Genomic DNA, 22477 nt, shown 5'->3' with positions numbered 1-22477 from the left:
AGAAATACGTTCCTCGCAGACGCACGACGGGAGCAGCGCATGACGAGCACGATCGGAGCCGTTCAGCGGGTCGAGTCACGTCGCACGCGCAGCCGCATCGTGTCGTGGGTCACGACCACCGACCACAAGACGATCGGGTACCTGTACCTGATGACCTCGTTCGCGTTCTTCTGTCTCGGCGGCGTGATGGCGCTGGTGATCCGCGCCGAGCTGTTCGCGCCGGGGCTCGATCTGCTGTCGACGCGCGAGCAGTACAACCAGCTGTTCACGATGCACGGCACGATCATGCTGCTGATGTTCGCGACGCCTCTCTTCGCCGGCTTCGCGAACGTCGTGATGCCGTTGCAGATCGGCGCGCCGGATGTCGCGTTTCCGCGCCTGAACGCCTTCGCCTACTGGCTGTTCCTCTTCGGATCGATCATCGCGGTCAGCGGGTTCTTCTCGCCCTATGGCTCGGCGAGCTTCGGCTGGACGGCCTACACGCCGCTGTCGACCGACACGTTCTCGCCCGGCGTCGGCGGCAGCCTGTGGGTCTTCGGCCTCGCGATGACCGGCTTCGGCACGATCCTCGGATCCGTCAACTTCATCACGACGATCATCACGATGCGCGCGCCCGGCATGACCATGTTCCGCATGCCGGTCTTCACCTGGAACGTGCTGATCACCTCGATCCTGGTGCTGCTCGCCTTCCCGGTGCTCGCGGCGGCGCTCTTCGCGCTCGGCGCCGACCGCTCCTTCGGAGCGCACCTCCTCGATCCCTCGAACGGCGGCACGCTGCTCTGGCAGCACCTGTTCTGGTTCTTCGGCCATCCCGAGGTCTACGTGATCGCGCTGCCGTTCTTCGGCATCATCTCCGAGGTGCTCCCGGTGTTCAGCCGCAAGCCGATCTTCGGCTATCGCACGCTCGTCTACGCCACGATCGCGATCGCGGCCCTCTCGGTCACCGTGTGGGCGCACCACATGTACGTCACCGGTTCGGTGCTGCTGCCGTTCTTCGCGCTGCTGACGATGCTCATCGCCGTGCCGACCGGGGTGAAGATCTTCAACTGGATCGGCACGATGTGGCGCGGCTCGGTCACCTTCGAGACGCCCATCGTCTGGGCGATCGGCTTCCTCGTGACCTTCACCTTCGGCGGCCTGACCGGCGTCATCCTCGCGTCGCCGCCGCTCGACTTCCAGGTCTCGGACACGTACTTCGTCGTGGCGCACTTCCACTACGTGGTCTTCGGCACGGTGGTCTTCGCCATGTTCAGCGGGTTCTACTTCTGGTGGCCGAAATGGACCGGCAGGATGCTGAACGAGCGGCTCGGCAAGATCCACTTCTGGCTGCTGTTCATCGGCTTCCATATGACCTTCCTCATCCAGCACTGGCTCGGCGTGATGGGCATGCCGCGGCGCTACGCGCAGTACCGGCTGGAGGACGGCTTCACCTGGATGAACCAGCTGTCGACGGTCGGTGCGATGATCCTCGGCGCCTCGCTGCTGCCGTTCTTCTACAACGTCTGGATCACCGCGCGCCGCGCCCCCGTGGTCGAGGTCGATGACCCGTGGGGCTTCGCGCGCTCGCTCGAGTGGGCGACGTCGTGCCCGCCGCCGCGCCACAACTTCACGTCGATCCCGCGCATCCGCTCGGAGTCGCCGGCTTTCGACCTGCACCATCCCGAGGCGGGACTGCCGGTCGGCATCGGTCCGGCGAAAGACGCGCCCGAGGCGCCGACGCTCGATGCCGGCAGCGGCGAGGTGAAGTGATGGCGCGGTGGTCCGACGCGGAGGTGCCGCTGACGCTGGCGGAGGCTCGTGCCATCGCGCGACGTGCGGCCGCCGGGGAGCTCAATACACGCGACGTCGAGATCCGCCGCATCGTCGATGCCGCGAACCGGATGCAGACCCGTGCCCTGCTCGCCGGGCGGGACGACGACGTGACGCGCCAGCCGACGGATCGGCGGGCGGTCGTGGCCGGCTGTCTGGCCGTCGTGGTCGTCGGCATCGCCGGGATCCTGGTGCCGATCGTCGCCGCGATCGCGGCCCTCGGTCGATGATGCGGCCCCGCACTCGCACCCGCACCCGCACTCGCACCGGCGTCGGCTACCTCGTCGCACTGCGCTCTGACCCGGGTAGCTGAGCACGCGCCGCCAGCGCCGGCCGCTCCGCTTCGTGCTCGCTGGGATCGCGACATTCGGCCTCGGTTGCGCCGCAGACTGAGCGCATGACCCCGAAGTCGACCGGCGAGCTGCCGGTGCTGCGCGACGAGACGATCGATCAGGCGGCCACGCTGAGTGATCTGCCCCCGATCGTCGACGCGACCGCCGCGATCGGAGCGCACGCGCTCGTCGTCACCTGGAACCTCGCAGCGGCGCTGTCCTCCACGGGCGAGCGCACGCACCTCAACATCTGGTTCCCGCGCAACGGCGGCGGGCCGCTGCAGCTGGGGCTCGAGGTCACGCCGCCGACCGCGCTGGCCTTCGCCGTCGACTTCGAGCACCGCGTCATCCGCCGTCGCCGCAGCGTGCGGGTGCGCATGAGCGAGCGGCGCATCGTCGCGCTGTTCCCGCTCGAGTGGGTGCATGACCTCGAGCCGATCGAGATCAGCCACACGAGCGCGCTGCTCGAGAGCCCCGGCGTCTTCGACCCGGCGCTGCAGCTGCGGTTCGACATCGTGTCGGAGTGATCGGCCCTCAGCCCTTGCGCGCCTGCGTCGCGATGCCCTGCACGAAGTAGCGCTGCCCGACGGCGAACAGCAGCATCATCGGCAGCGTCACGAGCAGCGCTGCCACCATGACGTACTGATAATCGCCGTGTCCGCCGTTCGTGGGGCTGTACTTCGTCATCGCGCTGGCGATGCCGAGCGGCACCGTATAGCCCGAGGCGGCGCCGCCGTTGAGGTAGATGAGCGAGGCCTGCAGGTTGTTCCAGCTGGCCTGGAACTCGAACAGCAGCACGATCACGAACGACGGGATCGACAGCGGCAGCGCGATGCGGCGGAACAGGCCCCAGGGGCCGAGCCCATCCATCCTCCCCGCTTCGAAGAGGTCGCGCGGCAGGCCGAGGTAGAACTGCCGCTGCAGGAAGATGTAGAAGGCCGAGCCGAAGAGGTTGATGCCCCACAGCGGCACCGAGGTGCCGACGAGACCGAGCTGGTTCCAGATCAGGTACTGCGGCACCAGCGTCACCGCGCCGGGCAGCATCATGGTCGCGAGCACGAGGCCGAAGAGGATGCCGCGGCCGGGGAAGCGGAAGTAGGCGAAGCCGAAGGCGACGAGCGAGCTGCTGAGCGCCACCAGCACGGCCGCGAGGATCGCGATGTAGAGGCTGTTGCCGACCCAGCTGAACAGGGGCAGCTCGCTCCACACGGTGACGTAGTTCTCGGGGGTGGGCGTCGCCGGAATGAGCGCGTTGTCGAACACCTCGCCGCGCGGCTTGAGGCTCGCCGACAGCAGCCAGGCGAAGGGGTAGAGGAACAGTGCGGCGATCGCGAGCAGCACGGTCCAGTGCACGGCCGTGCCCACGACGCCGCGCAGCCGGTAGCGCGGACCACGGTCGGTCGGCACCGCGGCGCTCATGCCCGCTCCTCGCTCTCGTAGTAGACGAAGCGGTTACCCACCTTCACCTGCACGACCGAGATCGCCAGGATGATCACGAAGATCAGCCAGGCCAGCGCCGACGCGAAGCCGAAGTCGAACTGCCGGAACGCCTGCTGGAAGAGGTAGACCGCGTAGAACAGCGAGGCATCGGGCGCGGTGCCGCCCTGGTCGCGGTAGAAGAGCAGGTAGGCCTGGTCGAAGACCTGCAGCGCGGCGATGGTCAGCACGATCACGTTGAAGAACAGCGCCCCCGAGATCATCGGCAGCGTGATCGAGAAGAAGCGCCGCACCGCTCCGGCGCCGTCGAGCATCGCCGCCTCGACGAGGTCGGTCGGCACGTTCTTCAGCGCCGCGAGCAGGATGACCATCGTCCCGCTGACGCCCCACAGCGTCATGATCACGAGCGACGGCTTGACCCAGGTCGGGTCGACCAGCCACTGCGGGCCGTCGACGCCCAGCAGCGCGAGCCCCTTGTTGATCGCGCCCTGATTGCCGTTGAGCAGCAGCAGGAAGACGGACGCGGTCGCGACCGCCGGGGTCATCTTCGGCAGGTAGTAGATGGTGCGGAACAGGCCAGACCCGGCCCGCACGCGGTTGAGCAGCAGGGCCAGGCCGAGCGCGACGAGGATCTCGAGCGGCACCGCGAGCACGGCGTAGAACAGGGTGTTGCCCAGCGCGAGCGGTACCTTCGGATCCTGGAACAGCGCAGCGTAGTTCGCGCCGCCGGCCGGGCGGATGGTGCCTGCCGCGATGTTGTAGTGGCTGAACGAGATGACCAGGCTGAAGACCATGGCGCCGACCGTGAAGATCAGGAAGCCGAGGATCCACGGCGAGATGAAGAGGTAGGCGGCGACGACCTCCCGCCGGTTGTAGCGGTCGCGCGGCGGTCGGCGCAGCATCCGCCGCAGCCGCGACGGCGGCGGTGCGGAGAAGCGCTTCTCGGGCGCGCTGGAGGGAGTCGTCGGGTCGATCGCCGTCACAGCCATATGAAGCGCAGTCTCTCGGTCGAGAAGCGCTTCGCCCAGGGGGTTGCGCTTCTCGGCGCCGCGTGAGAACCGCTTGTCGGCGGCGGACGCTGCTGCTGCTCGGCTAGCCGGCCGAGCCGGCGGTCGATCGGGTCGCGCCGATCGCGATGCGTCCGAGCAGCGTCGCCACCGCTCCGCCGACCAGAGCGCCGTGCTCGCCGGGCTGCAGCCGGCCGCGCAGACGCTCGAGCTGCTCGTCGATGCGTCCGTGCGCGAGATCGGCATCGGGCCCGGTTTCGGGCCACTGCTCGACCGCGTCGGCGGTCAGGCGGATGGCGGCGGCCGCCTCGGCGCGGGCGTCGTCGGGCAGGTCGCGCAGGCTCGCGTCGCCGGACTGCGCCGGCTCGAGCAGATCGATGAGCTCCTCCGTGCGCCGGGCGATCCGCCGCAGTGCACCGTGCTGGCGGGTCTCCGAGGCGATCGCCTCGCGCTGACGCCAGGCCCGGGCGTTGCCGCGGCGGCTCTCCTGCGCCTGGTCGAGCGACTCCTCGGCGCTCGCGAGTGCGCGTCGCAGGCGGGGGATGGATGCGGTCGCCGCCGTCCCGTCGGCGTCCGGCTCCTCGACCGTGGTCGCGACATCCCGCAGCACCTCGGCGATCTCGGCGCGCAGCCGTCGTGCCGAGTCGGCCGCATCCGTCAGCCCCACTGGCGGGGGGATGAGCACGGTCACGATCACGGCGATCCCCATGCCGAGTGCGACCTGCAGCAGGTAGCCCATCGAGTAGTCGCCCGCGTCCGCGCCGCCGACGGTCAACACGAAGAGCGCTGCGACGGGCACGTAATCGCGCGCGGGACCGGGAGTGAAGAGCCCCGCGACGATCACACCCACCGCAGCGGCGATCGGCACGGCCAGCCAGCCCGGGGCGTGCAGCAGGAAGAGCAGCCAGGCCAGGCCGATGCCGACCGCCGTGCCGGCGACCGTGTGCAGCGTCGACCGGGCCGAGCTGACGAGGGTGGGGGTCATCGCGATGACCGCGCCGAAGGGTGCGTAGTAGGCGTAGTCGCCCAGGTCTCCCGGCAGCTGATGGCCCAGCAGCCACGCCAGCGCAGCTGCACCCGCGGTCTTGGCGGCGAGCAGGGCGCGCTCGCCGCTGAGCGCCCGGCGCAGGGAACCTCGGGCGCGCACCCAGGTCCGGGCGCGCGCGTCGGAGAGCCGGCTCACGGCTCGCGCACGCAGAAGCGCCAGCGCTCGATCTCGGGCAGGTCCACACCCTCACGGTAGGCGTGATCGCGGTTCGCCCGGCGGCGGTGCATCCACTCGGCGATCGCCGCGTCGCCGGCGCGCGGCTCGCGCGGGCGGATGCCGGCGCCGTCCTCCGGCGTGCCGGCGCGATCGGCGAGGTCAGCGGCGATGTCGGTGCTGACCTCGACCGCAGACTCAGCGTCGAACCGATCGACGTCGCCGACCCCGCGCCGCACGGCATCGGCCGCGAGCGTGAAGCGATCGAGGTCGTTGAGCATGAGCATGTCGAACGGCGTCGTGGTCGTGCCCTTCTCCTGGAAGCCGTGCACGTGGAAGCGCTCGGTCTGCGGCCGACCATGCAGCAGGCGGTGCACGAGAGCGGGGTAGCCGTGGAAGGCGAAGACGACCGGCACATCGAGCGGGAACAGCCGCTGCCAGTCGTGCTCGGGCATCCCGTGCGGGTGACGCCCTGACGGCACGAGACGCATGAGGTCGACGACGTTGACCACGCGCACCGAGAGCCACGGCGTCTGCTCGCGGATGAGCTGCGCGGCGGCGACCGCCTCGATGGTCGGAACGTCGCCGGCGCAGGCGAGCACGACATCCGGGTCGTCGTCATCCGCGTCTCCGCCGTCGGCACCGGCCCACGACCACGCGCTCGCGCCGCGTTCGAGGTGGCGTCGAGCCTCGCCGAGGCCGAGCCAGGCTGGCTCGTCGTGTTTGCCGGCGACGACGAGATTCACCACGTCGCGGTCGGGCAGCGCGCGCTCGAGCACGGCGAGCAGGGTGTTGGCGTCGGCCGGCAGGTAGATGCGGGTCAGCTCGGCGCGCTTGTCGGCGACGACGTCGAGGAAGCCCGGATCCTGGTGCGAGAAGCCGTTGTGGTCCTGTCGCCAGACGTGTGAGCTCAGCAGGTAGGTGAACGCGGGCAGGGGCTCACGCCAGGGCACATCGCGGGCGGACTCGATCCACTTCGCGTACTGGTTGAACATCGAGTCGACGATGTGGATGAACGCCTCGTACGAGGTGAAGAGGGGATGCCGTCCCGTGAGCGCGTAGCCCTCGGCCAGCCCCTGCAGCAGGTTCTCGCTGAGCAGCTCGATCACCCGGCCGTGGTGCGCGAGGTTCTCGTCAATCGGCGCGATCTCGGCGCCCCACTGCCGGGGTGACGCCTCGAGCACGGCTTCGAGCTTGTTCGACTCGACCTCGTCGGCCCCGAAAAGTCGGAAGGTCTGCGGGTTGCGCGTGATCAGCTCGGCGAGCCAGCGCCCCGCGGTCGCCGTCGCGCTCGCCCGCGCGTCGCGGCGGCGGCTGACGCGCACGGCCGCGAAGTGCGGATCGGGCACGGCGAGCGGGCGGCGCACGCCGCCGTTCGCGCGTGGCGAGCCGCTCATCCGGCGACCCGGGCGCGGCTGCCCGGCGTCGACGAGCGGCGTCGGGGCGCCGTGGTCGTCGAACAGCTCCTCCGGCCGGTACGAGCGGAGCCACGCTTCGAGCTGATCGCGGCGTCCCGGGTCGTCGTGCAGGTCGTCGAGGGGGATCTGGTGCGCGCGCCAGGTGCCTTCGACCGGATCTCCGTCGACCGTCTTCGGCCCCGTCCAGCCCTTCGGCGTGCGCAGTACGATCATCGGGCGGCGCTCACCGCGGACGGGTCGGTGCGCCACGGCGGCGTCCATCGCGGCGGCCAGGTGAGGATGCACGGCGCTCGGCGGTTCGTCGGCGGTCGCGTCCACGAACACCGGCTCCCAGCCTCCGCCGATGAGCAGTGCCCGCAGCTCCTCCTCGGGGATGCGCGACAGCAGGGTCGGGTTCGCGATCTTCCAGCCGTTGAGGTTGAGCACCGGCAGCACGCGTCCGTCGCGCTGCGGGTCGAGCAGCCGCGGCAGCTGCCAGCTCGCCGCGAGCGTCGCCGTCTCGGCCTCGCCGTCGCCGATCGCACAGATCGCCAGCAGGTCGGGATCATCGAGCACGGCGCCGACCGCGTGCGCGAGCGAGTAGCCGAGCTCACCGCCCTCGTTGATCGACCCCGGCGTCGACGGGGCCGCATGCGAGGCGACACCGCCTGGGAACGAGAAGCGGCGGCAGAGGCGGCGGATGCCGTCCGCATCCCGCCCGATCTCCGGCTCGAGCTCGCTCAGGGTGCCGTCGAGCCAGCCGTTCGAGATCATCGCCTGGCCGCCGTGACCGGGGCCGCAGACGAAGATCGCCTCGAGATCCTGCTCGATGACCACGCGGTTGGCGTGGGCGTAGATCAGGTTGAGCGCGGGCACCGTGCCCCAGTGCCCGAGCAGGCGGCGCTTGACGTCGCCCTGTTCGAGGGGCCGCTCGAGCAGGACGTCGTCCACCAGGTAGAGCTGCGCGGCCGAGAGGTAATCGGCCGCGCGCCACCAGGCGTCGACGCTGTCGAGCGGGACGGCGTGGTCGGCGGATGCCGTTCGATCGGCGGAGGCGTTGCTCATGGCGCGCGCCCCGCTCAGGGGTGCAGCACCACCTTCACGCAGCCGTCGACCTTCTGCTTGAACACCTCGTACATCTCCGGGCCCTCCTCCAGCGAGGCTTCGTGGGTGACGAGGTCGTCGATGCCGAGCGGATCGTCGTCGCGCTCGACGAGCGGCATGAGCTCGTCGCGCCAGCGGTGCACGTTGCACTGGCCCATGCGCAGGGTGAGGCCCTTGTCGAACATGCGCAGCATGGGCAGGGCGTCCTTCGCGCCGGCGTAGACGCCGCTGAGCGAGACGGTGCCGCCGCGCTGCACGGCGTCGACCGCGAGCTCGAGCGCGGCGAGCCGGTCGACCCCCGCGGCCTGCGCGACCGCGCGACCGACCGGCGACGGCAGCACCGTCGAGGCGTTCTGCACGAAGGCGGCGACGCCGCTGCCGTGCGCCTCCATGCCGACGGCGTCGAGCACCGCATCCGGCCCGCGCCCGTTCGTGACCTTGCGCAGTTCGGCGGCGACCTCGCCCTCGCTGTCGTGCACCTCGGCGCCGTGCTTCTCGGCCATCGCCCGCCGCTCCGGCACCGGGTCGACGCCGAGCACGCGGTAGCCGAGGTGCTGGCCGATGCGCACGGCGAACTGGCCGACCGGGCCGAGCCCGACGACGGCGAGGGTTCCGCCCTCGGGCACGTTCGCGTACTGCACGCCCTGCCAGGCGGTGGGCAGGATGTCACTGAGGAAGAGGTAACGCTCGTCGGGCAGGTCGCCGCCCACCTTGATGAGATTGAAGTCGGCGCGGTGCACGCGCAGCGCCTCCGCCTGGCCGCCGGGGATCGAGCCGTACAGACGGGTGTAGCCGTAGAGCGCCGCGCCGGAGTCGGTGTCGCGCTGCTGCGTCGTCTCGCATTGCGAGCTGCGGCCGTGACGGCACATGAAGCACTCGCCGCAAGCGATCACGAAGGGCACGACGACACGGTCGCCGGGCTTGATGCGGGTCACCGAGGCGCCGACCTCCTCGACGACGCCCATCGGCTCGTGGCCCAGCACATCCCCCTTGTCGAGGAAGGGGCCGAGCACGTCGTAGAGGTGCAGGTCGCTGCCGCAGATCGCGGTCGAGGTGATGCGCACGATCGCGTCGGTCGGCTCGACGATGCGCGGGTCGTCGACGGTCTCGACGCTGAGCTGGCGGTCGCTCTGCCAGGTGAGGGCTCTCATGGGGTGTCCTTCCGGTGGTGGTCGGTGAATCGGTCGGGATCAGCGAGGGCTGCGAGCCGCGAAGGGGAGGGTGAGCTGGTGGAGCGCTCGGATGCCTGCCTCGACCTCGAGCGGAGCCCAGGGCAGAGGGCGCGCGTCGGGGGCGTCGAGCTCGGCGCCGAGGGCGTCGCTGAAACGGGCGAGCGCGCCGAGGTCGTGGGGATCCGCGTCGGCGCGCAGTCCGACGAAACGGGGCTCGGCGCCATGTCGGCGCACCAGCTCGGCGAGGTCGTGCGGCGTGCTGTGGCCGGGGGAGTCGGCGCCGTGCTGGAACAGCGTCAGGTCGACGGAGCGGTAGCGCGCGACCTCCAGGTGCGCCTCGAGCGCGTCCGCCGCCTCACGCACCGGGAAGAAGCTCCAGAACGGCACCCGGCCGAGTTGGAAGGTGCGCCACGGATCGCCGAGCACGAAGGAGGTCACGAGCAGGCGGTCGGCGAGGCCGCCGCGCTCGCGGGTCCACTCGCGTAGGGCGAGGGCGACGGGATGCGCCGCCTCTTGTGGTCCGTCGAGCCGCAGGTGCACGACCGGGTGTCCGGTCTCGCGCGCGGCCCGCTCGACGGCGGCGGCGAAATGCGGGTGCGTGCCCCACTCCGCCTCGGCGGCGTCGGAGTCGGGCTGTGGTGTGTGCGGCATCGCGAAGTAGTCGTCGGGCCGGAGCCCCCCGCGTCCGCCGGCCTGGAACACGTGGCGCTCCGCGACGCGGGTGACGGGCCAGGTCGAGCCGTCGTCGATGAGGATGACGGGCGCTCCGGGAGCGAGACGCTCGGTCAGGAACGCGACGTAGGCCTCGGGCAGCTCCATCCACTTCGTGCGGAAGTAGGCCATGCGGGCGACCATGAGCTCGTCTTGCGCAGAGTCGTGCATCTGGTGCACGGCGACGTCGGGGTTGCGCTCGGTCAGCGCCGGGGCGACGCGACGCCCGAACTCGAGCGCGAGGTCGGGGCGCTGTGGGTCGCCGACATTCGCGACCGGCACGAGCACGGTCTGGGGCAGCCAGGGGATCTGCATCGCGGCGGCGAGATGGGTGAGTGCGCCGTTGCTGGCGCCGATCATGACAGCCGGGTACGGCTGGTCGGGTCGGTCGGGGTAGGCGTCGGCGAAGCTGTGCGCGACCGGGCCGAGATCGACTCGGCCCAGCTGCTCGGGCTCGATGCCCTCCGAGCCGCCGATGCGTGCGTAGATGCCGCGCAGAATCGACCACGGCACGCGACTGGCAGCACGGACGATCGGGCCCATCGGCGCCGGATTGCCTAGCCGAGGGAACGGCTTGTGCTCGAGCGCCGCGACGGTCGCCGCGTGCAGCACGCTGGCGGAGTCGAAGGCGGCGACGACCTTCTCGGGCTTGAGCGGGCGTTCGGTCATGCGGCGGGGTCCTCTCGGGCCGGCGGCGGCGTCGGAATCGACGTCGCCGCCGGAATGGCGGTCAGGCGTCGATGTCGCCGCGCCAGGCGCCGTCGGCCGATCCCTTCGACTGCAGGTAGTCGCGGTAGTTCTCGAGCTCCTTCTTCACGGCGCGGCCGTCGAAGCCGAGCGCCGAACCGAGGTGCTCGGCGACGCCCTCCGGGTCCCAGTCGATCTGGACGGTGACACGCGTCTCGCTCTCGGTCAGCTGGTGGAAGGTGACGACGCCGGCGTGGTCCACCTGACCGCCGGTCGAGGTCCAGGCCACCCGCTCGTCGGGGTGCTGCTCGGTGATCTCGGTGACGAACTCGCGGGTCTGCCCGCCGATGCTCACCTTCCAGGTCGAGCGGGTGTCGCTCTCCTGCGTGATGGATTCGACGCGCTTGAGGAATTTGGGGAACTCCTCGAACTGCGTCCACTGGTTGTAGGCCGTGCTCACGGGCACGGACACGTCGATGGTCTCGATGATCTGCGTCATGCGCGGCACGCTAGGCAGATCGGATGGGTCCGAGCGGGCCGGATCAGGTGCCGCTCAGGCGGCGCGGAGGTCGCATCCACGCTGGCCCTCATCAGGTGCGATGACGGCTGCGCAGGCCGGATTATGTGCGTCGTCTCTGACGCGATCAACCCCCTGTGACGACCGCGCGAGAGGTGCATAGCGTGCCGGCCACGAGGCGCCGACGGTGCGTCTCGCAGAACAGGAGAACACCATGCCGGAACCGCTGATCGACCCGCCCGGAGCCGAAGCCCAGCTCGAGCCGCGCGCTGATCACGGCGAAGAGAGCTATCGCGGATCCGGTCGGCTGCAGGGCAAGGTCGCGGTCATCACCGGGGCCGACAGCGGCATCGGCAAGGCCGTCGCGATCGCCTACGCCCGCGAAGGTGCCGACGTCGTGATCAGCTATCTCGACGAGCACACCGACGCCGAGGACACGGCGCACTGGGTGCGCGCGGCGGAGCGCGAAGCGGTGCTCGTGCACGGGGACCTGGCTGATCCGGCGCACTGCCGACAGCTCGTGCGCACGGCCGTGCAGCGCTTCGGACGCGTCGATGTGCTGGTCAGCAACGCGGCCTTCCAGATGAGCCACGAGACGCTCGCCGAGATCAAGGACGAGGAGTGGGACCACACCCTCGCGGTCAACCTCAGCGCCTACTTCCACCTGGTCAAGGCGGCGGTGCCGCACATGGCGGCCGGATCGGCGATCATCGGCAGCTCGTCGGTGAACTCCGACAACCCGTCCCCACAGCTGCTGCCGTACGCCGCGACGAAGGCGGCGATCGCGAACATGACCGCCTCGCTCGCTCAGCTGCTGGGGCCCAAGGGCATCCGCGCCAACAGCGTCGCGCCCGGACCCGTCTGGACCCCGCTCATCCCCTCGACGATGCCGCCGGAGGCGGTCGAGAGCTTCGGCGAGAACACCCCGCTCGGGCGACCCGCGCAGCCCGCCGAGCTCGCACCCGTCTACGTGATGCTGGCGAGCGACGAGGCGAGCTACGTCTCGGGAGCGCGGGTCGCCGTGACCGGCGGCAAGCCCATCCTCTGACCGGCGGCGGTCACTGCTTCTCGGGATTGCCCGGACGCACCGCCGCGGTGTCGGCGACGTCGATGCGGGTGCGACCGTCGTCTCCCTCGCTCGTCTCGATGCGGGGCGCCGCATCCGACTCGTCGGACTTCGGGGCACGGGTCAGCTGGTCGTGACGCTTCTCGGCGTCGCTCATCTCGTCGGTCATGCGGCCAGCGTCGCGCCCGCGGCGACCGAGCGGGTCGTGCTCTCAGCCAGCGTCCGGCGAGGCCGCGACCGGTATCGCGACCGGGGTCGCGGAACCGTATCGTCCGGGCGTCACGGCAACGTGGACGGCCGCCGCTCGTAGCCCTCGCGCAGGTGCAGTCCGTCGTCATCGAGGCGGCGCACATCCGGCCAGTCGACGAGGAAGGACCCGCGATGAAGCCAGCGCAGGAAGCGATCCAGCACGAGCGGCTCGTCGAGGGCCGCGCGCTCGTAGCCGAGGAACGGCGCCCGGGTGTGCGGGCTGACGATCAAGCCGACCAGCCGCGCGCCGCCCTGAGCGTCGATGCGGAAGCGCGCATCCACCACACGCCCCACCTCGGTGCCGTCGACCTCGACGACCCGCATCCGCAGCAGCTCAGTCAGGAGCATGGCGACCTCCCGGGATGCGGCCGATCAGGTGGTTCCGCACCCACCGCTCCGTCCAGCTCGCGTCGAGACGGTCGGCGGTCGTGTTCAGCTCGACCGCGGTGCCGATCTCGGTCACGTGCGACCAGCGGATGCGCTGCCAGCGCGACTCGGGAGGGCGGCCGCCGAACAGTCGGGTGCCGAGCACCGCTGATCCGCTCAGCAGGTTCTCGATGACGGGCGCGTCGGCGTCGGGGTCGAGCTCGACGCCGCGGGGGATGTCGGTGATCTCGACATCGTCGACCGTGACGACCGGCTCGCCGTTCCGGTCGAGCACCTGCCGGTCGAGCACCTGGAACTCGGCGTCGACGAGGCGCCCGGGCTCGGGATGCGGGCGGGGGATCACTGCCCCGCTCCCGTGATGATCATGAGCGGGATCGCCGCGACCGAGGCGGCGACGATGACGACGAGGAACACGAGTCCGAGCGCATTGACGAGCTTCCCGTTGACGTGCCGGCCCATGTACTGCCGGTCGTTGGCGACGATGAGAATGGGGATGTAAGTCAGCGGCAGCGCGATCGCCGAGAACACGACCGAGAACTCGGTGACCGCGATCGGATCGACGCCGGTGAGCAGGACGAGCACGGCGATGACGAGCCCGATCAGCATGATCAGGTGGAAGCGGGCGGCGCGCGCCGGGCGGCGGAACTTGCCCCACGACCAGCCGAAGTACTGGGCGAGCGTGTAGCCCGACGAGAGCGTCGTCTCGAGCGCGGCGCCGAAGGTCGCGGCCGCGATGCCGACGACGACGAAGCCGAAGGCGATCGTGCCGCCGGCCTGCACGACCGGCAGCACGACCTGCGACAGTGAGGTCACGTCGATCGCCTGCGGCAGCAGCACGAGGGTCGCACAGGCGGCGATCGCGATCGAGAGGATGCCGCCGAGCGGGAATCCCACGAGCACATTCGCGCGCGTCTGCCCGAGATCCTTGACCGTCCAGCCTTCTTCGATGCCGCCGGAGGAGAAGAAGAACACCTCGTAGGGCGTCATCGCGGCGCCGAACAGGGCGATCGCGTAGTACCAGTAGGTGCTGCCGCTCTCGGACTCCGGGATGCGCGGGATCAGCTGCATCCCGAGGTGACCCCAGTCGGGCTGCAGCAGGAAGACGGCGACCGCGAACACGATGAGACTCAGGCCGAGCAGTCCGGTCGCGTTCTCCAAGGCGGAGAACTTCGCGCGCCAGACCACGATCCAGACGCCGAAGGCGGCGAGCGGCACCCACAGCAGCGGGTCGATACCCGTCACGAGCTGGAAGACGAGCGCGACCCCGCCGATCTCCGCCGTCATCGTCATGAGGTTGATGAGGAACGACGCGGCCAGGTTGGCCATGCCGGCGCGGGCGCCGAGCCGCTCGCGGATGATCTCGAAGGTCGCGCGCCCGCTGACGGCCGCGACGCGCCCCGACATGTTCGCGTAGAGGCAGATGCCGACCACGCCGAGCACGGTGACCCACGCCAGTCCGAGTCCGAAGCGCGAGCCGACGACGGCGTTGGTGACCAGGTCCCCGATGTCGACGAAGCCGCCGATCGCGGTGAGGATGCCGAGGGCGACGGCGAAGAGGCGCTTCACCGTCCCCGCCCCCGCCTCACGATGTCGCGGCCTTGCGGAGCTCGGATGCCGTGTCATCGAGGTCGGCGGCGGCGTGCCTCGACACCGTGCCGGGGTCGTCGAGCTCGCGCCGCGCGGCCAGGGCGGCGTCGGTCGCATCGCGGATGTCGTCGAGGGCGGCGATCTGATCGATGCGCCGCCCGGTCGGCGATTCGCCGAGCGACTGCTCGGCGGACGCCAGCTCACGCAGCGCGTCGTCGACCGTGGTCCGCGTCGCCGGGAGCGTCGCCTTGCCCTCGCCCAGCAGATCGACCGCGAGCACGATGGACGACTGGGCGGCGGCGGCCTGCTTCAGCGAGGAGTCGACGGGGTCGCCCGTCGCGCATCCGGCCAGGCACAGCAGCCCCGCCAGTGCCGGGCCGGCGAGGATCGGCAGGGCACGGCGGGACGGCATTCTCCCTGGGTACTCCGTGTCTGCGCCGGACGGCACCCCCTTGTGCTGTGCCGCCGATCGGAGGATGCTCTGCGCTTCGGCTGCGCGGGCCGTGCTGCCCGCATGTCAGGTCGGTGTCGACTGGACGTCAGCCGTGCCACCGCGGTCATCGCGAAGCGGCAGGCATGCACTGGAGCTTCCATCCCGCGAACGGAGGCCTCACCATGAGCGACCCGAACAGCAACGACCCCGGCATCGACAGCCAGGGCGGCTTGAACCCCGACGTCGGCGACCCCGACTTCGATGCCGCGCAGGGCGCGGCGCCCGGAGGGACCCCCGGACCCGCCAGCGACTCGGTCGTGCCGCCGGACGGCAACCCGCCCGATGGCAGCCCGGCGGGCGCGCCCGACGAGCCGGTCGAGCCGCCGACTCCCGGCCAGGACCCGACCGACCCCGACGACGGTCCGCATCCCGACGACCCGTTGACGTCGCCGGTCAAGCCGATCTGACCGATCCCGCCGATCACTCAGAGGTGCGGGCGTCGGAGTCGACGCCCGCACCCATGCGGTAGGCGAGGTGGCCCCCGAGATAGCCGGAGACGCCGATCACCGCGAGCACGCCGGCGGAGAGCAGATGAGCGCGCAGCGGCACATGGCGGCGGTGCCCGCGCCGCGCCGACCACGACGCGGTCGCCAGTGCGACGCCGACGGAATTCGCCAGCGCGTGCGCTGCCCCGACTCGGCGCGCCCGGCGCCCCAGGTGCAGCCAGTCAGCCAGGCCCGTCGCCGCGGAGGGAGCTGCGGCGAGAGCGCCGAGACCGGTGAGCACGCGCGCCATCCGCGCACCGCCCGGCAGCCACCCGACGATGCTCGCCGCGACCCAGAAGCCGATCGGCACGACGACGACGAGCGGGTGCGCCGGATGACCGAGCGGCTCGCCGTGCAGCAGGCCGCGCGCCCGCGCCGGGATCCTCCTCCCGACGCCGTCGAGAGCGGCGGCCAGCCTGTCGAGCTCGACGAGGTCGCCCAGATCATCGGCGGCGCGCACGGCGAGCGGCGCGTCGGCACGGACGTGATCGGCATCGCGCGGGGCGCCGGCCTGATCATCGGAGGCGGTGGGAGCCGGCGAGGGGGAGGTCATGTGCGCACGCTAAGCCGCGCTCCACTCGTCGTCACCGCCCTTGACAGCGCCGACGCATGGGCGTACCCGCGACGTCAATCCCCTCGTCGGCGCGGTGCGCCCCGGCCAGAGTGGACAGATGGATCTGCCCCTCGTCGCCACGCTCGCCGACCTCGTCGAGCTCGTCTCGGTCGTGCCGGGCCTGCACCTGCGCTTCTCGGCCGGGCCCGCCGCCGACGCGAGCGGCACGAGCCGCGACGGGGAGAGCGGGCTCGAGCTGCCGGGTCTCTCGGCGAACCCTCTCGACGCCGAGGCCTGGTGGGCGCGGCCCACCGAAGACTGGCTGGCTCGGCAGATCCAGCAGTACGCGCACCTCGGACGCGGCGACGCCTTCGCATGGGTGCTGCGCGGGTCGATCGTCGGCCGCGGCCCCGACTGCGAGCCGCTCCTGCTCGACGTGGAGCCGATCGCCCGACTCTCGGAGCGCGTGCTCGATGAGGCCGCCGAGCTCTACCGAGCGCGCTTCGACGCCGGCGCGTTGCCGGGGAGCGCCGATCGACGTTCCGCCTGAGCGTCGCCGCACAGCGTCCTGCACGACCGGCGCAAGGGGGTTGTCGGCACCGTGGCCTCGGCGTCGACTGAAGGCATGACGCAACGCAGACCGGAGAATGCGGACGTGCCCGACTCGGACATCGGCGATGAGCGCCTCACCGAGAAGGACATGTCCTACAGTCCCGCCAGCGACAGCGAGGTCGAGCAGATGCAGGGCGAGGACGCGTCGAGTGCCAACGACACGGCCGCGTCGACCGGTATCGACGACGACGCGATCGTGACGAGGCCCGGCACCGGAGGCCCTGACGACGCCGGGGATGTCGATGTCGACGATGAAGCCATCCGCGAGCAGATCGCCTCCCGCGATGCGGACCCCGGCGACCGGCCGGTCGGATGACAGCCGCGCGTCGCATCCAGCTCCCCTCCGGCCGCTGGGCGGGCGTCAGCGGGCTCGGCGACCCGATCGCGCGGCGGCTCGTGATCGCCTGCCACCCGCTCGGCACGGCGAGCGGCTTCGACCCCGACCCGATGCTGACGGACCACTGGGGCGTGCACATCCTCTCCTTCGACCGGCCCGGCTACGGGGCGTCCGACCCGTGGCGAGAGGGCGAACAGCCGAGCGTGACCGCCTGGGCCGACGACATCGCCGGCGCAGTGCTGCGCGATCTCGAGGAGGCCGACCGCAACGCCGCTCAGACCGTGACGAATCACATCGGCATCCTCGGCTGGGGCGGAGGCGGCGCCTACGCATTGGCGCTCGCCGCTCGATTCGGAGACCGCGTCGATCGCCTGGCGCTGATCGGCACCCAGCGCCCTCGAGCGCTCAGTCGTCTGGCCGTCAGCGAGGAGCTGGAGCCCGAGGTCGACCTCGTCGAGGAGCCGCTCGCCGCCCGTCGACTGGATCGCATCGTCGACGCCGGAGCGACTCAAGGCGACGCCGGCCGCATCGGCGACGCTCGCGCGCTCGTCTCCCACGACTGGGCGAACGACCTCAGGTCCATTCCGGCGGCGACGCTGCTGGTGCACCGCCGCGACGGCGTCGCCCTTGGCTCGGCCGACGCACGCTGGTACGAGCGCCACCTGCGGCGCGCGGCGTCCGTGCTCTCGAACTCGCCGCAGCCGATCGTCGACCACTGGCACCGGCTGCTCGACCATCTGGCACCCGAGCACGGCGAGGTGCCCGAGGCGCTGCGCTGAACCGCTCGGCTCGTCGGCGTCGTCGAGCGCGGCCGGGTGAACAACCGAAAGCGAAGTGAGAGGAACAGTGCGATGAAGGACTACCCGCCCCGTGAGCAGAACGCGCCGATCATGGATGGGGCCGCCGATGCGACTCCCGCCGAGAAGCGCGCGGGGCTGCACGATCAGACCGAATACGATCACCCGGGCGATCCCCGCGGCGCCGAGCACGATCAGGCGATCCGCGAGCAGCAAGCCGGAATCGAGGAAGAGCCCGACAGCGATGAAGCCGGGACCGAGGAGGAGATCGGCGCCGACGAGGAGATCGGGATCGGCGAGCCGCGCTCCGACGAGAGCGACGCCGCGATCCGAGCCGCCGCTCGCGACGCCGGCCGAGAGGGATAGGCGCTCGCATCCAGAGAGGGCGGCCGAGGTCCCCTGATCCGGATCCGCGGCCGCCCCGCCTTCGCTCCCCAGGTTGGAACCGACGCTCGCGACTGGTCAGGAGGCGAGCGTCGCGGCCCAGAGCGCCGACGTGAGGAAATCGTCATCGCCGTCGGATATCGACGGCAAGGCCTTGAAAATCCCGTCTGCTCTCGTTTATCGAGCTCCGGGCTCCTCTTCCTCGTCGGGCTCGCGATCCGCCCGCGCCACATCCTCACCGCTCTCCGCTGCCGCGGCGTCGTGGCCTTGCATGTCCTGTCCGTAGAGCTGCGGCAGAGGGGGGTTCGGTTCGGTCACCTGCTGCGACGCGCGCTCGTTCTCATCCGATCGCTCTTCGACGTTCTCGTTCTCGACGGGGTCGGTCATGGCCCCTCCTCTCTCGTGGTGGGGACGCTATGACCCGTCGAGTGTGAAGGGCGATGGCTCTGACCGCGTCCCGAGGTCCCGTACTCCCCGCGCTCAGGTGCGCGCGGCATGCGCGTCGGCTGGATGCGCGCGCAACGTCGAAGAAGCGCGCTCGCCGGTCTTCCTACGTTGGACGGCATGCGCATCGTCATCACCGGAGCGTCCGGCAATCTCGGCACCGCCATCCTCCGTCGTCTTGCGGAGGACGGCCATGAGCTGATCGGCGTCTCGCGGCGCGCGCCCGAACCCGTCGGGCCCTACAGCGGCATCGAGTGGCACGAGATCGACCTCGCCGCGCCGGCGGCCGACGGCCTGCTCGCGCCCCTGCTGGTGGGGGCGGATGCGCTGGTGCACCTGGCCTGGAAGCTCCAGCCTCAGCACGACGAGGCGGAGATGCACGCGACCAACGTCGATGGCGCGCGGCGCGTCTTCGCCGCGGCCGCGGCCGCTCGGGTCAGCCAGCTCGTCGTGGTCTCCTCGGTCGGCGCGTACTCGCCCGGCTCGAAGACGCATCCGTCCGGTGAGGACTGGCCGACCGGAGGCATTCCGACCTCGTCGTACTCGCGGCACAAGTCCGCCGTCGAACGCCAGCTCGATTCGGTCGAGCGAGACCATCCCGAGCTCCGCGTCGCGCGTGTGCGCCCCGCGCTGGTCTTCCAACGCGAGGCCGCCTCCGAGATCGCCCGGCTGTTCCTGGGCTCGATCCCGCCGCGGCTCGTAGGTCGACTGCGCTCGCCGATCGTGCCGCTGCCGGCGGCGCTCACGCTGCAGGTGATCCACGCCGACGATCTCGCCGACGGCATCGCGCGGATCGTCGACAAGCGCGCGACGGGCGCCTTCAATCTCGCCGGCGACCCCGGCATCCGACCGCGCGGTCTCGCCCGGCTCCTCGGCGGGCGCTGGCTGCCGGTACCGGCGCGAGCGCTGCGGGCGCTCGTCGACGCGAGCTGGCGGGCGCGCATCCAGCCGACCGAGGCGGGATGGCTCGACCTCGCGCTCGGCGTGCCGTTGATGTCGACCCGGCGAGCGCGCGCCGAGCTCGGGTGGCGCCCGCGCGTCGACTCGCGCGACGCGTTGCGGGAACTGCTCGACGGGATGCGCGACCAGGCTGGCGTGGCGGCATCGGCTTCGCTGCACCCGGCGTCTCCTCCGCCGTCGACGTTCGGCGCCGACCGCACCCCTGAGCGCTGACCGCACGAGCCCTGGGGTGCGGCTCCGTGCGGCGTTCTACTGAGGGCGGTTGGCGCAGGCTCGCCGCATGAGCGATCGCGACGACGAGCTGGCCGAGGTCTGGGACGACTGGAACGACGCGGTGAACCTGGCTCCCGCCGAACTCGAGAAGTGGCTCGACACCGACGAGTCGAAGAGCGTCGGCGACAAGGACGGCGGCGAATCGACCGGGCACCGCTCGGGTCGTCGCATCGTGACGCTGCTGCGCACGAAGAAGGCCGACCTGACTGCCGACGACATCGCCTGGATGCGCAAGGTCGTCGGCTACGTCGCCCGTCACAGCAAGCAGCGGCCCTCCGGCGACGTGACTGAGACCCGCTGGCGGTACTCGCTGATGAACTGGGGCCACGACCCGAAGAAGAAGTAGCCGGAGAGCTTCGCGATGCCGGATCGCCTCGACGAGGTCGCTCGCACGCTCGGTGCCGTGCCGCCCAACCGGTTCGTGACAGAGCGGGCCAACCGCGTCGCCGGGCTCCGCGCCGACGGAGATCGCGAACTCGCAGCCGAGGTCTCGGGCTGGAGGCGGCCGGAAGCAGCAGCTTGGGTGCTCAACGCTCTCGGCGGTTCCGATGAGCGCCCACTGGATGCGATGCTGCGGCTGGGGGAACAGCTGCGCGAGGCGCAGGCCGAGCTGGACGCGGGCCGTCTCCGCGAACTCTCCGGCGAGCGACGACGGCTCGTCGCTGAACTGCTGCGTGCGTCAGTCGCCGTCGCGGACGGCGCCGCTCAGCCTCTCTCGGCGACGGCGCGCGAGCGCGTGGTCGCGACGGTGGATGCGGCGCTCGCCGATCCAGCCGCGGCGGCCGCGCCGTGTCCGGTCGCCTGGCACGCGCTCTCGCTCCCAACGGCTTCGATCCCGTCGACACCGTCGGCGCCCTTCTCGGATCGACTTCGGCTCCGCCGCCCCGCCCGGTCGGAGCCGAGCAGGGCCGCCGAGAGCAGGGCCGGCGCGAGCGCGCCCGGGGCGACGCCGCACGGGCGCTCGCGACGGCCCGCGCCGAAGCGGCAGACGCGGAGGCCGAGCTCGAGCGAGCGGCGGCCGCCCTCGAGGCCGCGGGCGACCGCGCGGTCAAGCTCGCCGACGAGGTGGCCGAGCTCGAGAGCCGGCTGGGCGATGCGCGAGACGATCTGCGCGCCGCCGAAGACGACCGTGGCGCGCGCGCTCGTGACGAGACGCGCGCGCGACAGCGGGCCGTGCGCGCCCGCGCCCGGCTTGAGCGGGCGACGGCGCGAGCGCCTCGCTCCGACCCGCCCGGCTCGGGCTGAGGCGCCCTCCCTCCCGGCAGCACGATCATCTTTCCGGTGACGCGAACGTGACACCGTCGACGCCACGAGCCGCGACGGTGCCTATCTCACACCGAGATGCACCGCGCGGCTCATGCCGAGCGGACCCCGTTCGGTGAACCCGAAGCCGCGATAGAGCTCAACGGCCTCGTCGCTCGCGAACAGCTCGAGCCGCGCCCGGGCGCCGGCCCGCTCCGTCACCAGCTGGATGAGTCGCTCGAGGAGGCGCTCCGCGATCTGCTCGCCCTGACGATCGGGGTGCACGACGACATCGTGAACGCCGAAGTAGTGGATGCCGTCGCCGAGTACGCGCGCCATCCCGACGGTCTGGCCGCGGCTCCGCGCGATCACGCCGACGACGGAAGCGCGCAGCGACACATCGCGCTCATGGTCCGTCATGTGGTCGCCCCAGCCCACGGCATCGAAGAGCTCCCGATGCTCGATCGCCGTCGGCGGTCGGTCGAGCAACTCGAGATCCTCGTCGGCGCTCACCGACGTCGAGTCTCCTGGTCCTTCGCCACGACGCCGCCGATCGCGAGCGCCACGTTCGTCGCCCAGGCGATCCACTGCAGGGCCAGCATCCAGTTCCGCGGTCCGCTTCTCGTGCTGTGGATGACCCCGGTCACGCCGAACAGCGAGGAGATGACGGCGGGGTTGAGGATGAACTTGCGCATGGGGTTCCTTCCGGCTGGTCTCAACGGTCGTCGGCGTCGTCGTCGGCGTGCTCTGCGAGACCCCGTCCGGTCGCGGCGCGCACGTCATCCTTGACGCTTGCGAGCGTCTCCGCCGGAACCGGCGGTACGCCGCGGCGCAGCAGGCGCACGCCGAGCAGCAGCAGGATCGCGGCGACGACCGCGAGCGCGCCGCCCACGATGAGGTCGGCCAGCCACCGCGGCAGCAGTAGGTGGAGCGCCTCGGCGCCCGCGCCGACCAGCTGGCCGATGCCGAACAGCAGCAGCACCGCGCCTGCGGCAGTGAGGCCGAGCCCGACGGCCGCCGCCCGGAGTCTGGCCGCGATCTCCTCCCGCGCCGAGCGGATCTCGTCGTGGATGAGGCGACGCACGAGGTCGGGGATGCCGCGCAGCAGACCGAGAAGTCCGCGCCGGGAGCGCGGCTCGTCGTCGCGCTCGTCGTCAGCCATCGGAGGGTCGCCCCGTGGCGGCGCCGTCGCCGTCGTCGGAACTGTCGTCGCCGCCCGCCCGGTGGGCTGCCT

29 protein-coding genes are annotated in these 22477 nt (G+C 71.3%); 12 read left to right on the top strand and 17 right to left on the bottom strand.

Annotated elements, in window-relative coordinates:
- Positions 1-39 precede the first annotated feature (39 nt).
- From ctaD to FJ657_RS02120, 3 genes are all read left to right on the top strand, one after another.
- Entirely contained in the window at positions 40-1749 is a 1710-nt protein-coding gene (ctaD, locus tag FJ657_RS02130; protein WP_141162030.1) for an aa3-type cytochrome oxidase subunit I, read from the top strand.
- Positions 1749-2039, top strand: a complete 291-nt coding sequence (locus FJ657_RS02125) for a hypothetical protein (RefSeq protein WP_141162029.1) — start codon at positions 1749-1751, stop codon at positions 2037-2039. Before ctaD ends, FJ657_RS02125 begins: the two co-directional genes overlap by 1 nt.
- A gap of 167 nt (positions 2040-2206) precedes the next feature.
- Positions 2207-2668, top strand: a complete 462-nt coding sequence (locus FJ657_RS02120; protein WP_141162028.1) for a hypothetical protein — start codon at positions 2207-2209, stop codon at positions 2666-2668.
- Between the two features lie 7 nt (positions 2669-2675).
- Here the strand turns inward: FJ657_RS02120 and FJ657_RS02115 are convergent, their stop codons facing one another.
- The 7 genes from FJ657_RS02115 to FJ657_RS02085 form a co-directional block, all read right to left on the bottom strand.
- A complete protein-coding gene (locus FJ657_RS02115; RefSeq protein WP_141162027.1) occupies positions 2676-3560 on the bottom strand; it encodes a carbohydrate ABC transporter permease in 885 nt (294 codons plus the stop codon).
- Positions 3557-4480, bottom strand: coding sequence for a carbohydrate ABC transporter permease (locus FJ657_RS02110; RefSeq protein ID WP_141162678.1), 924 nt, complete (start codon positions 4478-4480; stop codon positions 3557-3559). The genes FJ657_RS02115 and FJ657_RS02110 overlap by 4 nt, the downstream gene beginning before the upstream one ends.
- A 190-nt stretch (positions 4481-4670) precedes the next feature.
- Positions 4671-5768 carry an FUSC family protein gene (locus tag FJ657_RS02105; protein ID WP_141162026.1) on the bottom strand — a complete coding sequence of 366 codons (1098 nt, stop codon included), beginning with the start codon at positions 5766-5768 and terminating at the stop codon, positions 4671-4673.
- Complete coding sequence (locus FJ657_RS02100; protein ID WP_141162025.1) at positions 5765-8248, bottom strand: phosphoketolase family protein; 2484 nt, start codon at positions 8246-8248, stop codon at positions 5765-5767. Before FJ657_RS02100 ends, FJ657_RS02105 begins: the two co-directional genes overlap by 4 nt.
- Positions 8249-8262: 14 nt before the next feature.
- On the bottom strand, positions 8263-9438 hold the full coding sequence (locus FJ657_RS02095; RefSeq protein WP_141162024.1) for an alcohol dehydrogenase catalytic domain-containing protein: 1176 nt from the start codon (positions 9436-9438) through the stop codon (positions 8263-8265).
- Between the two features lie 39 nt (positions 9439-9477).
- Positions 9478-10839 carry a hypothetical protein gene (locus tag FJ657_RS02090; RefSeq protein ID WP_141162023.1) on the bottom strand — a complete coding sequence of 454 codons (1362 nt, stop codon included), beginning with the start codon at positions 10837-10839 and terminating at the stop codon, positions 9478-9480.
- 61 nt (positions 10840-10900) lie between these two features.
- Positions 10901-11356, bottom strand: a complete 456-nt coding sequence (locus FJ657_RS02085; protein WP_141162022.1) for an SRPBCC family protein — start codon at positions 11354-11356, stop codon at positions 10901-10903.
- A 232-nt stretch (positions 11357-11588) separates the two neighbouring features.
- Between FJ657_RS02085 and FJ657_RS02080 the strand changes: the two genes are divergently transcribed.
- Complete coding sequence (locus tag FJ657_RS02080; protein WP_141162021.1) at positions 11589-12422, top strand: glucose 1-dehydrogenase; 834 nt, start codon at positions 11589-11591, stop codon at positions 12420-12422.
- A gap of 10 nt (positions 12423-12432) precedes the next feature.
- Here the strand turns inward: FJ657_RS02080 and FJ657_RS02075 are convergent, their stop codons facing one another.
- The 5 genes from FJ657_RS02075 to FJ657_RS02055 form a co-directional block, all read right to left on the bottom strand.
- The gene (locus FJ657_RS02075; RefSeq protein WP_141162020.1) at positions 12433-12609 is read right to left on the bottom strand and encodes a multidrug transporter; all 177 of its coding nucleotides are present in this window, start codon (positions 12607-12609) and stop codon (positions 12433-12435) included.
- Positions 12610-12719: 110 nt separating this feature from the next.
- The gene (locus tag FJ657_RS02070; protein WP_141162019.1) at positions 12720-13037 is read right to left on the bottom strand and encodes a PRC-barrel domain-containing protein; all 318 of its coding nucleotides are present in this window, start codon (positions 13035-13037) and stop codon (positions 12720-12722) included.
- Entirely contained in the window at positions 13024-13419 is a 396-nt protein-coding gene (locus FJ657_RS02065) for a hypothetical protein (protein ID WP_141162018.1), read from the bottom strand. The genes FJ657_RS02070 and FJ657_RS02065 overlap by 14 nt, the downstream gene beginning before the upstream one ends.
- Positions 13416-14642, bottom strand: coding sequence for an NRAMP family divalent metal transporter (locus FJ657_RS02060; RefSeq protein WP_141162017.1), 1227 nt, complete (start codon positions 14640-14642; stop codon positions 13416-13418). The genes FJ657_RS02065 and FJ657_RS02060 overlap by 4 nt, the downstream gene beginning before the upstream one ends.
- Positions 14643-14658: 16 nt before the next feature.
- Positions 14659-15075: a hypothetical protein gene (locus tag FJ657_RS02055; protein ID WP_141162016.1), complete on the bottom strand. Its 417-nt coding sequence runs from the start codon at positions 15073-15075 to the stop codon at positions 14659-14661.
- A gap of 203 nt (positions 15076-15278) precedes the next feature.
- Between FJ657_RS02055 and FJ657_RS02050 the strand changes: the two genes are divergently transcribed.
- Entirely contained in the window at positions 15279-15563 is a 285-nt protein-coding gene (locus FJ657_RS02050; RefSeq protein WP_141162015.1) for a hypothetical protein, read from the top strand.
- Positions 15564-15576: 13 nt separating this feature from the next.
- Here the strand turns inward: FJ657_RS02050 and FJ657_RS02045 are convergent, their stop codons facing one another.
- Entirely contained in the window at positions 15577-16194 is a 618-nt protein-coding gene (locus FJ657_RS02045; protein ID WP_141162014.1) for a DUF2231 domain-containing protein, read from the bottom strand.
- Between the two features lie 118 nt (positions 16195-16312).
- Here FJ657_RS02045 and FJ657_RS02040 point away from each other — a divergent pair, with 118 nt between their 5' ends.
- The 4 genes from FJ657_RS02040 to FJ657_RS02025 all read left to right on the top strand — a co-directional run bounded on the left by FJ657_RS02040 (position 16313) and on the right by FJ657_RS02025 (position 18306).
- Positions 16313-16744, top strand: a complete 432-nt coding sequence (locus FJ657_RS02040; RefSeq protein ID WP_141162013.1) for a DUF6098 family protein — start codon at positions 16313-16315, stop codon at positions 16742-16744.
- Between the two features lie 51 nt (positions 16745-16795).
- The gene (locus FJ657_RS02035) at positions 16796-17122 is read left to right on the top strand and encodes a hypothetical protein (RefSeq protein ID WP_141162012.1); all 327 of its coding nucleotides are present in this window, start codon (positions 16796-16798) and stop codon (positions 17120-17122) included.
- On the top strand, positions 17119-17922 hold the full coding sequence (locus tag FJ657_RS02030) for an alpha/beta fold hydrolase (RefSeq protein ID WP_141162011.1): 804 nt from the start codon (positions 17119-17121) through the stop codon (positions 17920-17922). Before FJ657_RS02035 ends, FJ657_RS02030 begins: the two co-directional genes overlap by 4 nt.
- A 72-nt stretch (positions 17923-17994) precedes the next feature.
- The gene (locus tag FJ657_RS02025; protein ID WP_141162010.1) at positions 17995-18306 is read left to right on the top strand and encodes a hypothetical protein; all 312 of its coding nucleotides are present in this window, start codon (positions 17995-17997) and stop codon (positions 18304-18306) included.
- A 195-nt stretch (positions 18307-18501) separates the two neighbouring features.
- Here FJ657_RS02025 and FJ657_RS02020 read toward each other — a convergent pair whose 3' ends face one another.
- Positions 18502-18711: a hypothetical protein gene (locus tag FJ657_RS02020; RefSeq protein WP_141162009.1), complete on the bottom strand. Its 210-nt coding sequence runs from the start codon at positions 18709-18711 to the stop codon at positions 18502-18504.
- A 177-nt stretch (positions 18712-18888) separates the two neighbouring features.
- Here FJ657_RS02020 and FJ657_RS02015 point away from each other — a divergent pair, with 177 nt between their 5' ends.
- The 3 genes from FJ657_RS02015 to FJ657_RS02005 all read left to right on the top strand — a co-directional run bounded on the left by FJ657_RS02015 (position 18889) and on the right by FJ657_RS02005 (position 21246).
- Entirely contained in the window at positions 18889-19941 is a 1053-nt protein-coding gene (locus FJ657_RS02015) for an NAD-dependent epimerase/dehydratase family protein (RefSeq protein ID WP_141162008.1), read from the top strand.
- Between the two features lie 67 nt (positions 19942-20008).
- On the top strand, positions 20009-20347 hold the full coding sequence (locus tag FJ657_RS02010; protein ID WP_141162007.1) for a DUF3140 domain-containing protein: 339 nt from the start codon (positions 20009-20011) through the stop codon (positions 20345-20347).
- 443 nt (positions 20348-20790) lie between these two features.
- Positions 20791-21246, top strand: a complete 456-nt coding sequence (locus FJ657_RS02005) for a hypothetical protein (protein ID WP_141162006.1) — start codon at positions 20791-20793, stop codon at positions 21244-21246.
- 81 nt (positions 21247-21327) lie between these two features.
- Here FJ657_RS02005 and FJ657_RS02000 read toward each other — a convergent pair whose 3' ends face one another.
- Genes FJ657_RS02000 through FJ657_RS01990 form a run of 3 tightly spaced genes read right to left on the bottom strand, consistent with a single transcriptional unit; the run spans position 21328 to position 22405 of the window.
- Positions 21328-21756 carry a GNAT family N-acetyltransferase gene (locus tag FJ657_RS02000; protein WP_141162005.1) on the bottom strand — a complete coding sequence of 143 codons (429 nt, stop codon included), beginning with the start codon at positions 21754-21756 and terminating at the stop codon, positions 21328-21330.
- Positions 21753-21938: a hypothetical protein gene (locus tag FJ657_RS01995; protein WP_141162004.1), complete on the bottom strand. Its 186-nt coding sequence runs from the start codon at positions 21936-21938 to the stop codon at positions 21753-21755. Before FJ657_RS01995 ends, FJ657_RS02000 begins: the two co-directional genes overlap by 4 nt.
- A 20-nt stretch (positions 21939-21958) precedes the next feature.
- Positions 21959-22405, bottom strand: a complete 447-nt coding sequence (locus tag FJ657_RS01990; RefSeq protein WP_141162003.1) for a phage holin family protein — start codon at positions 22403-22405, stop codon at positions 21959-21961.
- Between the last annotated feature and the right edge of the window lie 72 nt (positions 22406-22477).

The organism is Schumannella soli (genome assembly GCF_006517435.1).
In the GTDB taxonomy this organism is placed as follows: domain Bacteria; phylum Actinomycetota; class Actinomycetes; order Actinomycetales; family Microbacteriaceae; genus Schumannella; species Schumannella soli.
The sequence above is the reverse complement of the archived record's forward strand: the minus strand, read 5'-3'. Positions and strand labels throughout refer to the sequence as shown.

What these genes read in the sequence shown, in the direction of transcription:
- FJ657_RS02010 (WP_141162007.1), top strand. Translation starts at nt 20,009, where the DNA reads ATGAGCGATCGCGACGACGAGCTGGCCGAGGTCTGGGACGACTGGAAC.
- FJ657_RS02125 (WP_141162029.1), top strand. Translation starts at nt 1,749, where the DNA reads ATGGCGCGGTGGTCCGACGCGGAGGTGCCGCTGACGCTGGCGGAGGCT.
- FJ657_RS02025 (WP_141162010.1), top strand. Translation starts at nt 17,995, where the DNA reads ATGAAGGACTACCCGCCCCGTGAGCAGAACGCGCCGATCATGGATGGG.
- FJ657_RS01990 (WP_141162003.1), bottom strand. Translation starts at nt 22,405, where the DNA reads ATGGCTGACGACGAGCGCGACGACGAGCCGCGCTCCCGGCGCGGACTT.
- ctaD (WP_141162030.1), top strand. Translation starts at nt 40, where the DNA reads ATGACGAGCACGATCGGAGCCGTTCAGCGGGTCGAGTCACGTCGCACG.
- FJ657_RS02085 (WP_141162022.1), bottom strand. Translation starts at nt 11,356, where the DNA reads ATGACGCAGATCATCGAGACCATCGACGTGTCCGTGCCCGTGAGCACG.
- FJ657_RS02090 (WP_141162023.1), bottom strand. Translation starts at nt 10,839, where the DNA reads ATGACCGAACGCCCGCTCAAGCCCGAGAAGGTCGTCGCCGCCTTCGAC.
- FJ657_RS02100 (WP_141162025.1), bottom strand. Translation starts at nt 8,248, where the DNA reads ATGAGCAACGCCTCCGCCGATCGAACGGCATCCGCCGACCACGCCGTC.
- FJ657_RS02110 (WP_141162678.1), bottom strand. Translation starts at nt 4,480, where the DNA reads ATGCTGCGCCGACCGCCGCGCGACCGCTACAACCGGCGGGAGGTCGTC.
- FJ657_RS02030 (WP_141162011.1), top strand. Translation starts at nt 17,119, where the DNA reads ATGACAGCCGCGCGTCGCATCCAGCTCCCCTCCGGCCGCTGGGCGGGC.
- FJ657_RS02040 (WP_141162013.1), top strand. Translation starts at nt 16,313, where the DNA reads ATGGATCTGCCCCTCGTCGCCACGCTCGCCGACCTCGTCGAGCTCGTC.
- FJ657_RS02045 (WP_141162014.1), bottom strand. Translation starts at nt 16,194, where the DNA reads ATGACCTCCCCCTCGCCGGCTCCCACCGCCTCCGATGATCAGGCCGGC.
- FJ657_RS02095 (WP_141162024.1), bottom strand. Translation starts at nt 9,438, where the DNA reads ATGAGAGCCCTCACCTGGCAGAGCGACCGCCAGCTCAGCGTCGAGACC.
- FJ657_RS02080 (WP_141162021.1), top strand. Translation starts at nt 11,589, where the DNA reads ATGCCGGAACCGCTGATCGACCCGCCCGGAGCCGAAGCCCAGCTCGAG.
- FJ657_RS02070 (WP_141162019.1), bottom strand. Translation starts at nt 13,037, where the DNA reads ATGCTCCTGACTGAGCTGCTGCGGATGCGGGTCGTCGAGGTCGACGGC.
- FJ657_RS02050 (WP_141162015.1), top strand. Translation starts at nt 15,279, where the DNA reads ATGAGCGACCCGAACAGCAACGACCCCGGCATCGACAGCCAGGGCGGC.
- FJ657_RS02055 (WP_141162016.1), bottom strand. Translation starts at nt 15,075, where the DNA reads ATGCCGTCCCGCCGTGCCCTGCCGATCCTCGCCGGCCCGGCACTGGCG.
- FJ657_RS02015 (WP_141162008.1), top strand. Translation starts at nt 18,889, where the DNA reads ATGCGCATCGTCATCACCGGAGCGTCCGGCAATCTCGGCACCGCCATC.
- FJ657_RS01995 (WP_141162004.1), bottom strand. Translation starts at nt 21,938, where the DNA reads ATGCGCAAGTTCATCCTCAACCCCGCCGTCATCTCCTCGCTGTTCGGC.
- FJ657_RS02120 (WP_141162028.1), top strand. Translation starts at nt 2,207, where the DNA reads ATGACCCCGAAGTCGACCGGCGAGCTGCCGGTGCTGCGCGACGAGACG.
- FJ657_RS02115 (WP_141162027.1), bottom strand. Translation starts at nt 3,560, where the DNA reads ATGAGCGCCGCGGTGCCGACCGACCGTGGTCCGCGCTACCGGCTGCGC.
- FJ657_RS02075 (WP_141162020.1), bottom strand. Translation starts at nt 12,609, where the DNA reads ATGACCGACGAGATGAGCGACGCCGAGAAGCGTCACGACCAGCTGACC.
- FJ657_RS02020 (WP_141162009.1), bottom strand. Translation starts at nt 18,711, where the DNA reads ATGACCGACCCCGTCGAGAACGAGAACGTCGAAGAGCGATCGGATGAG.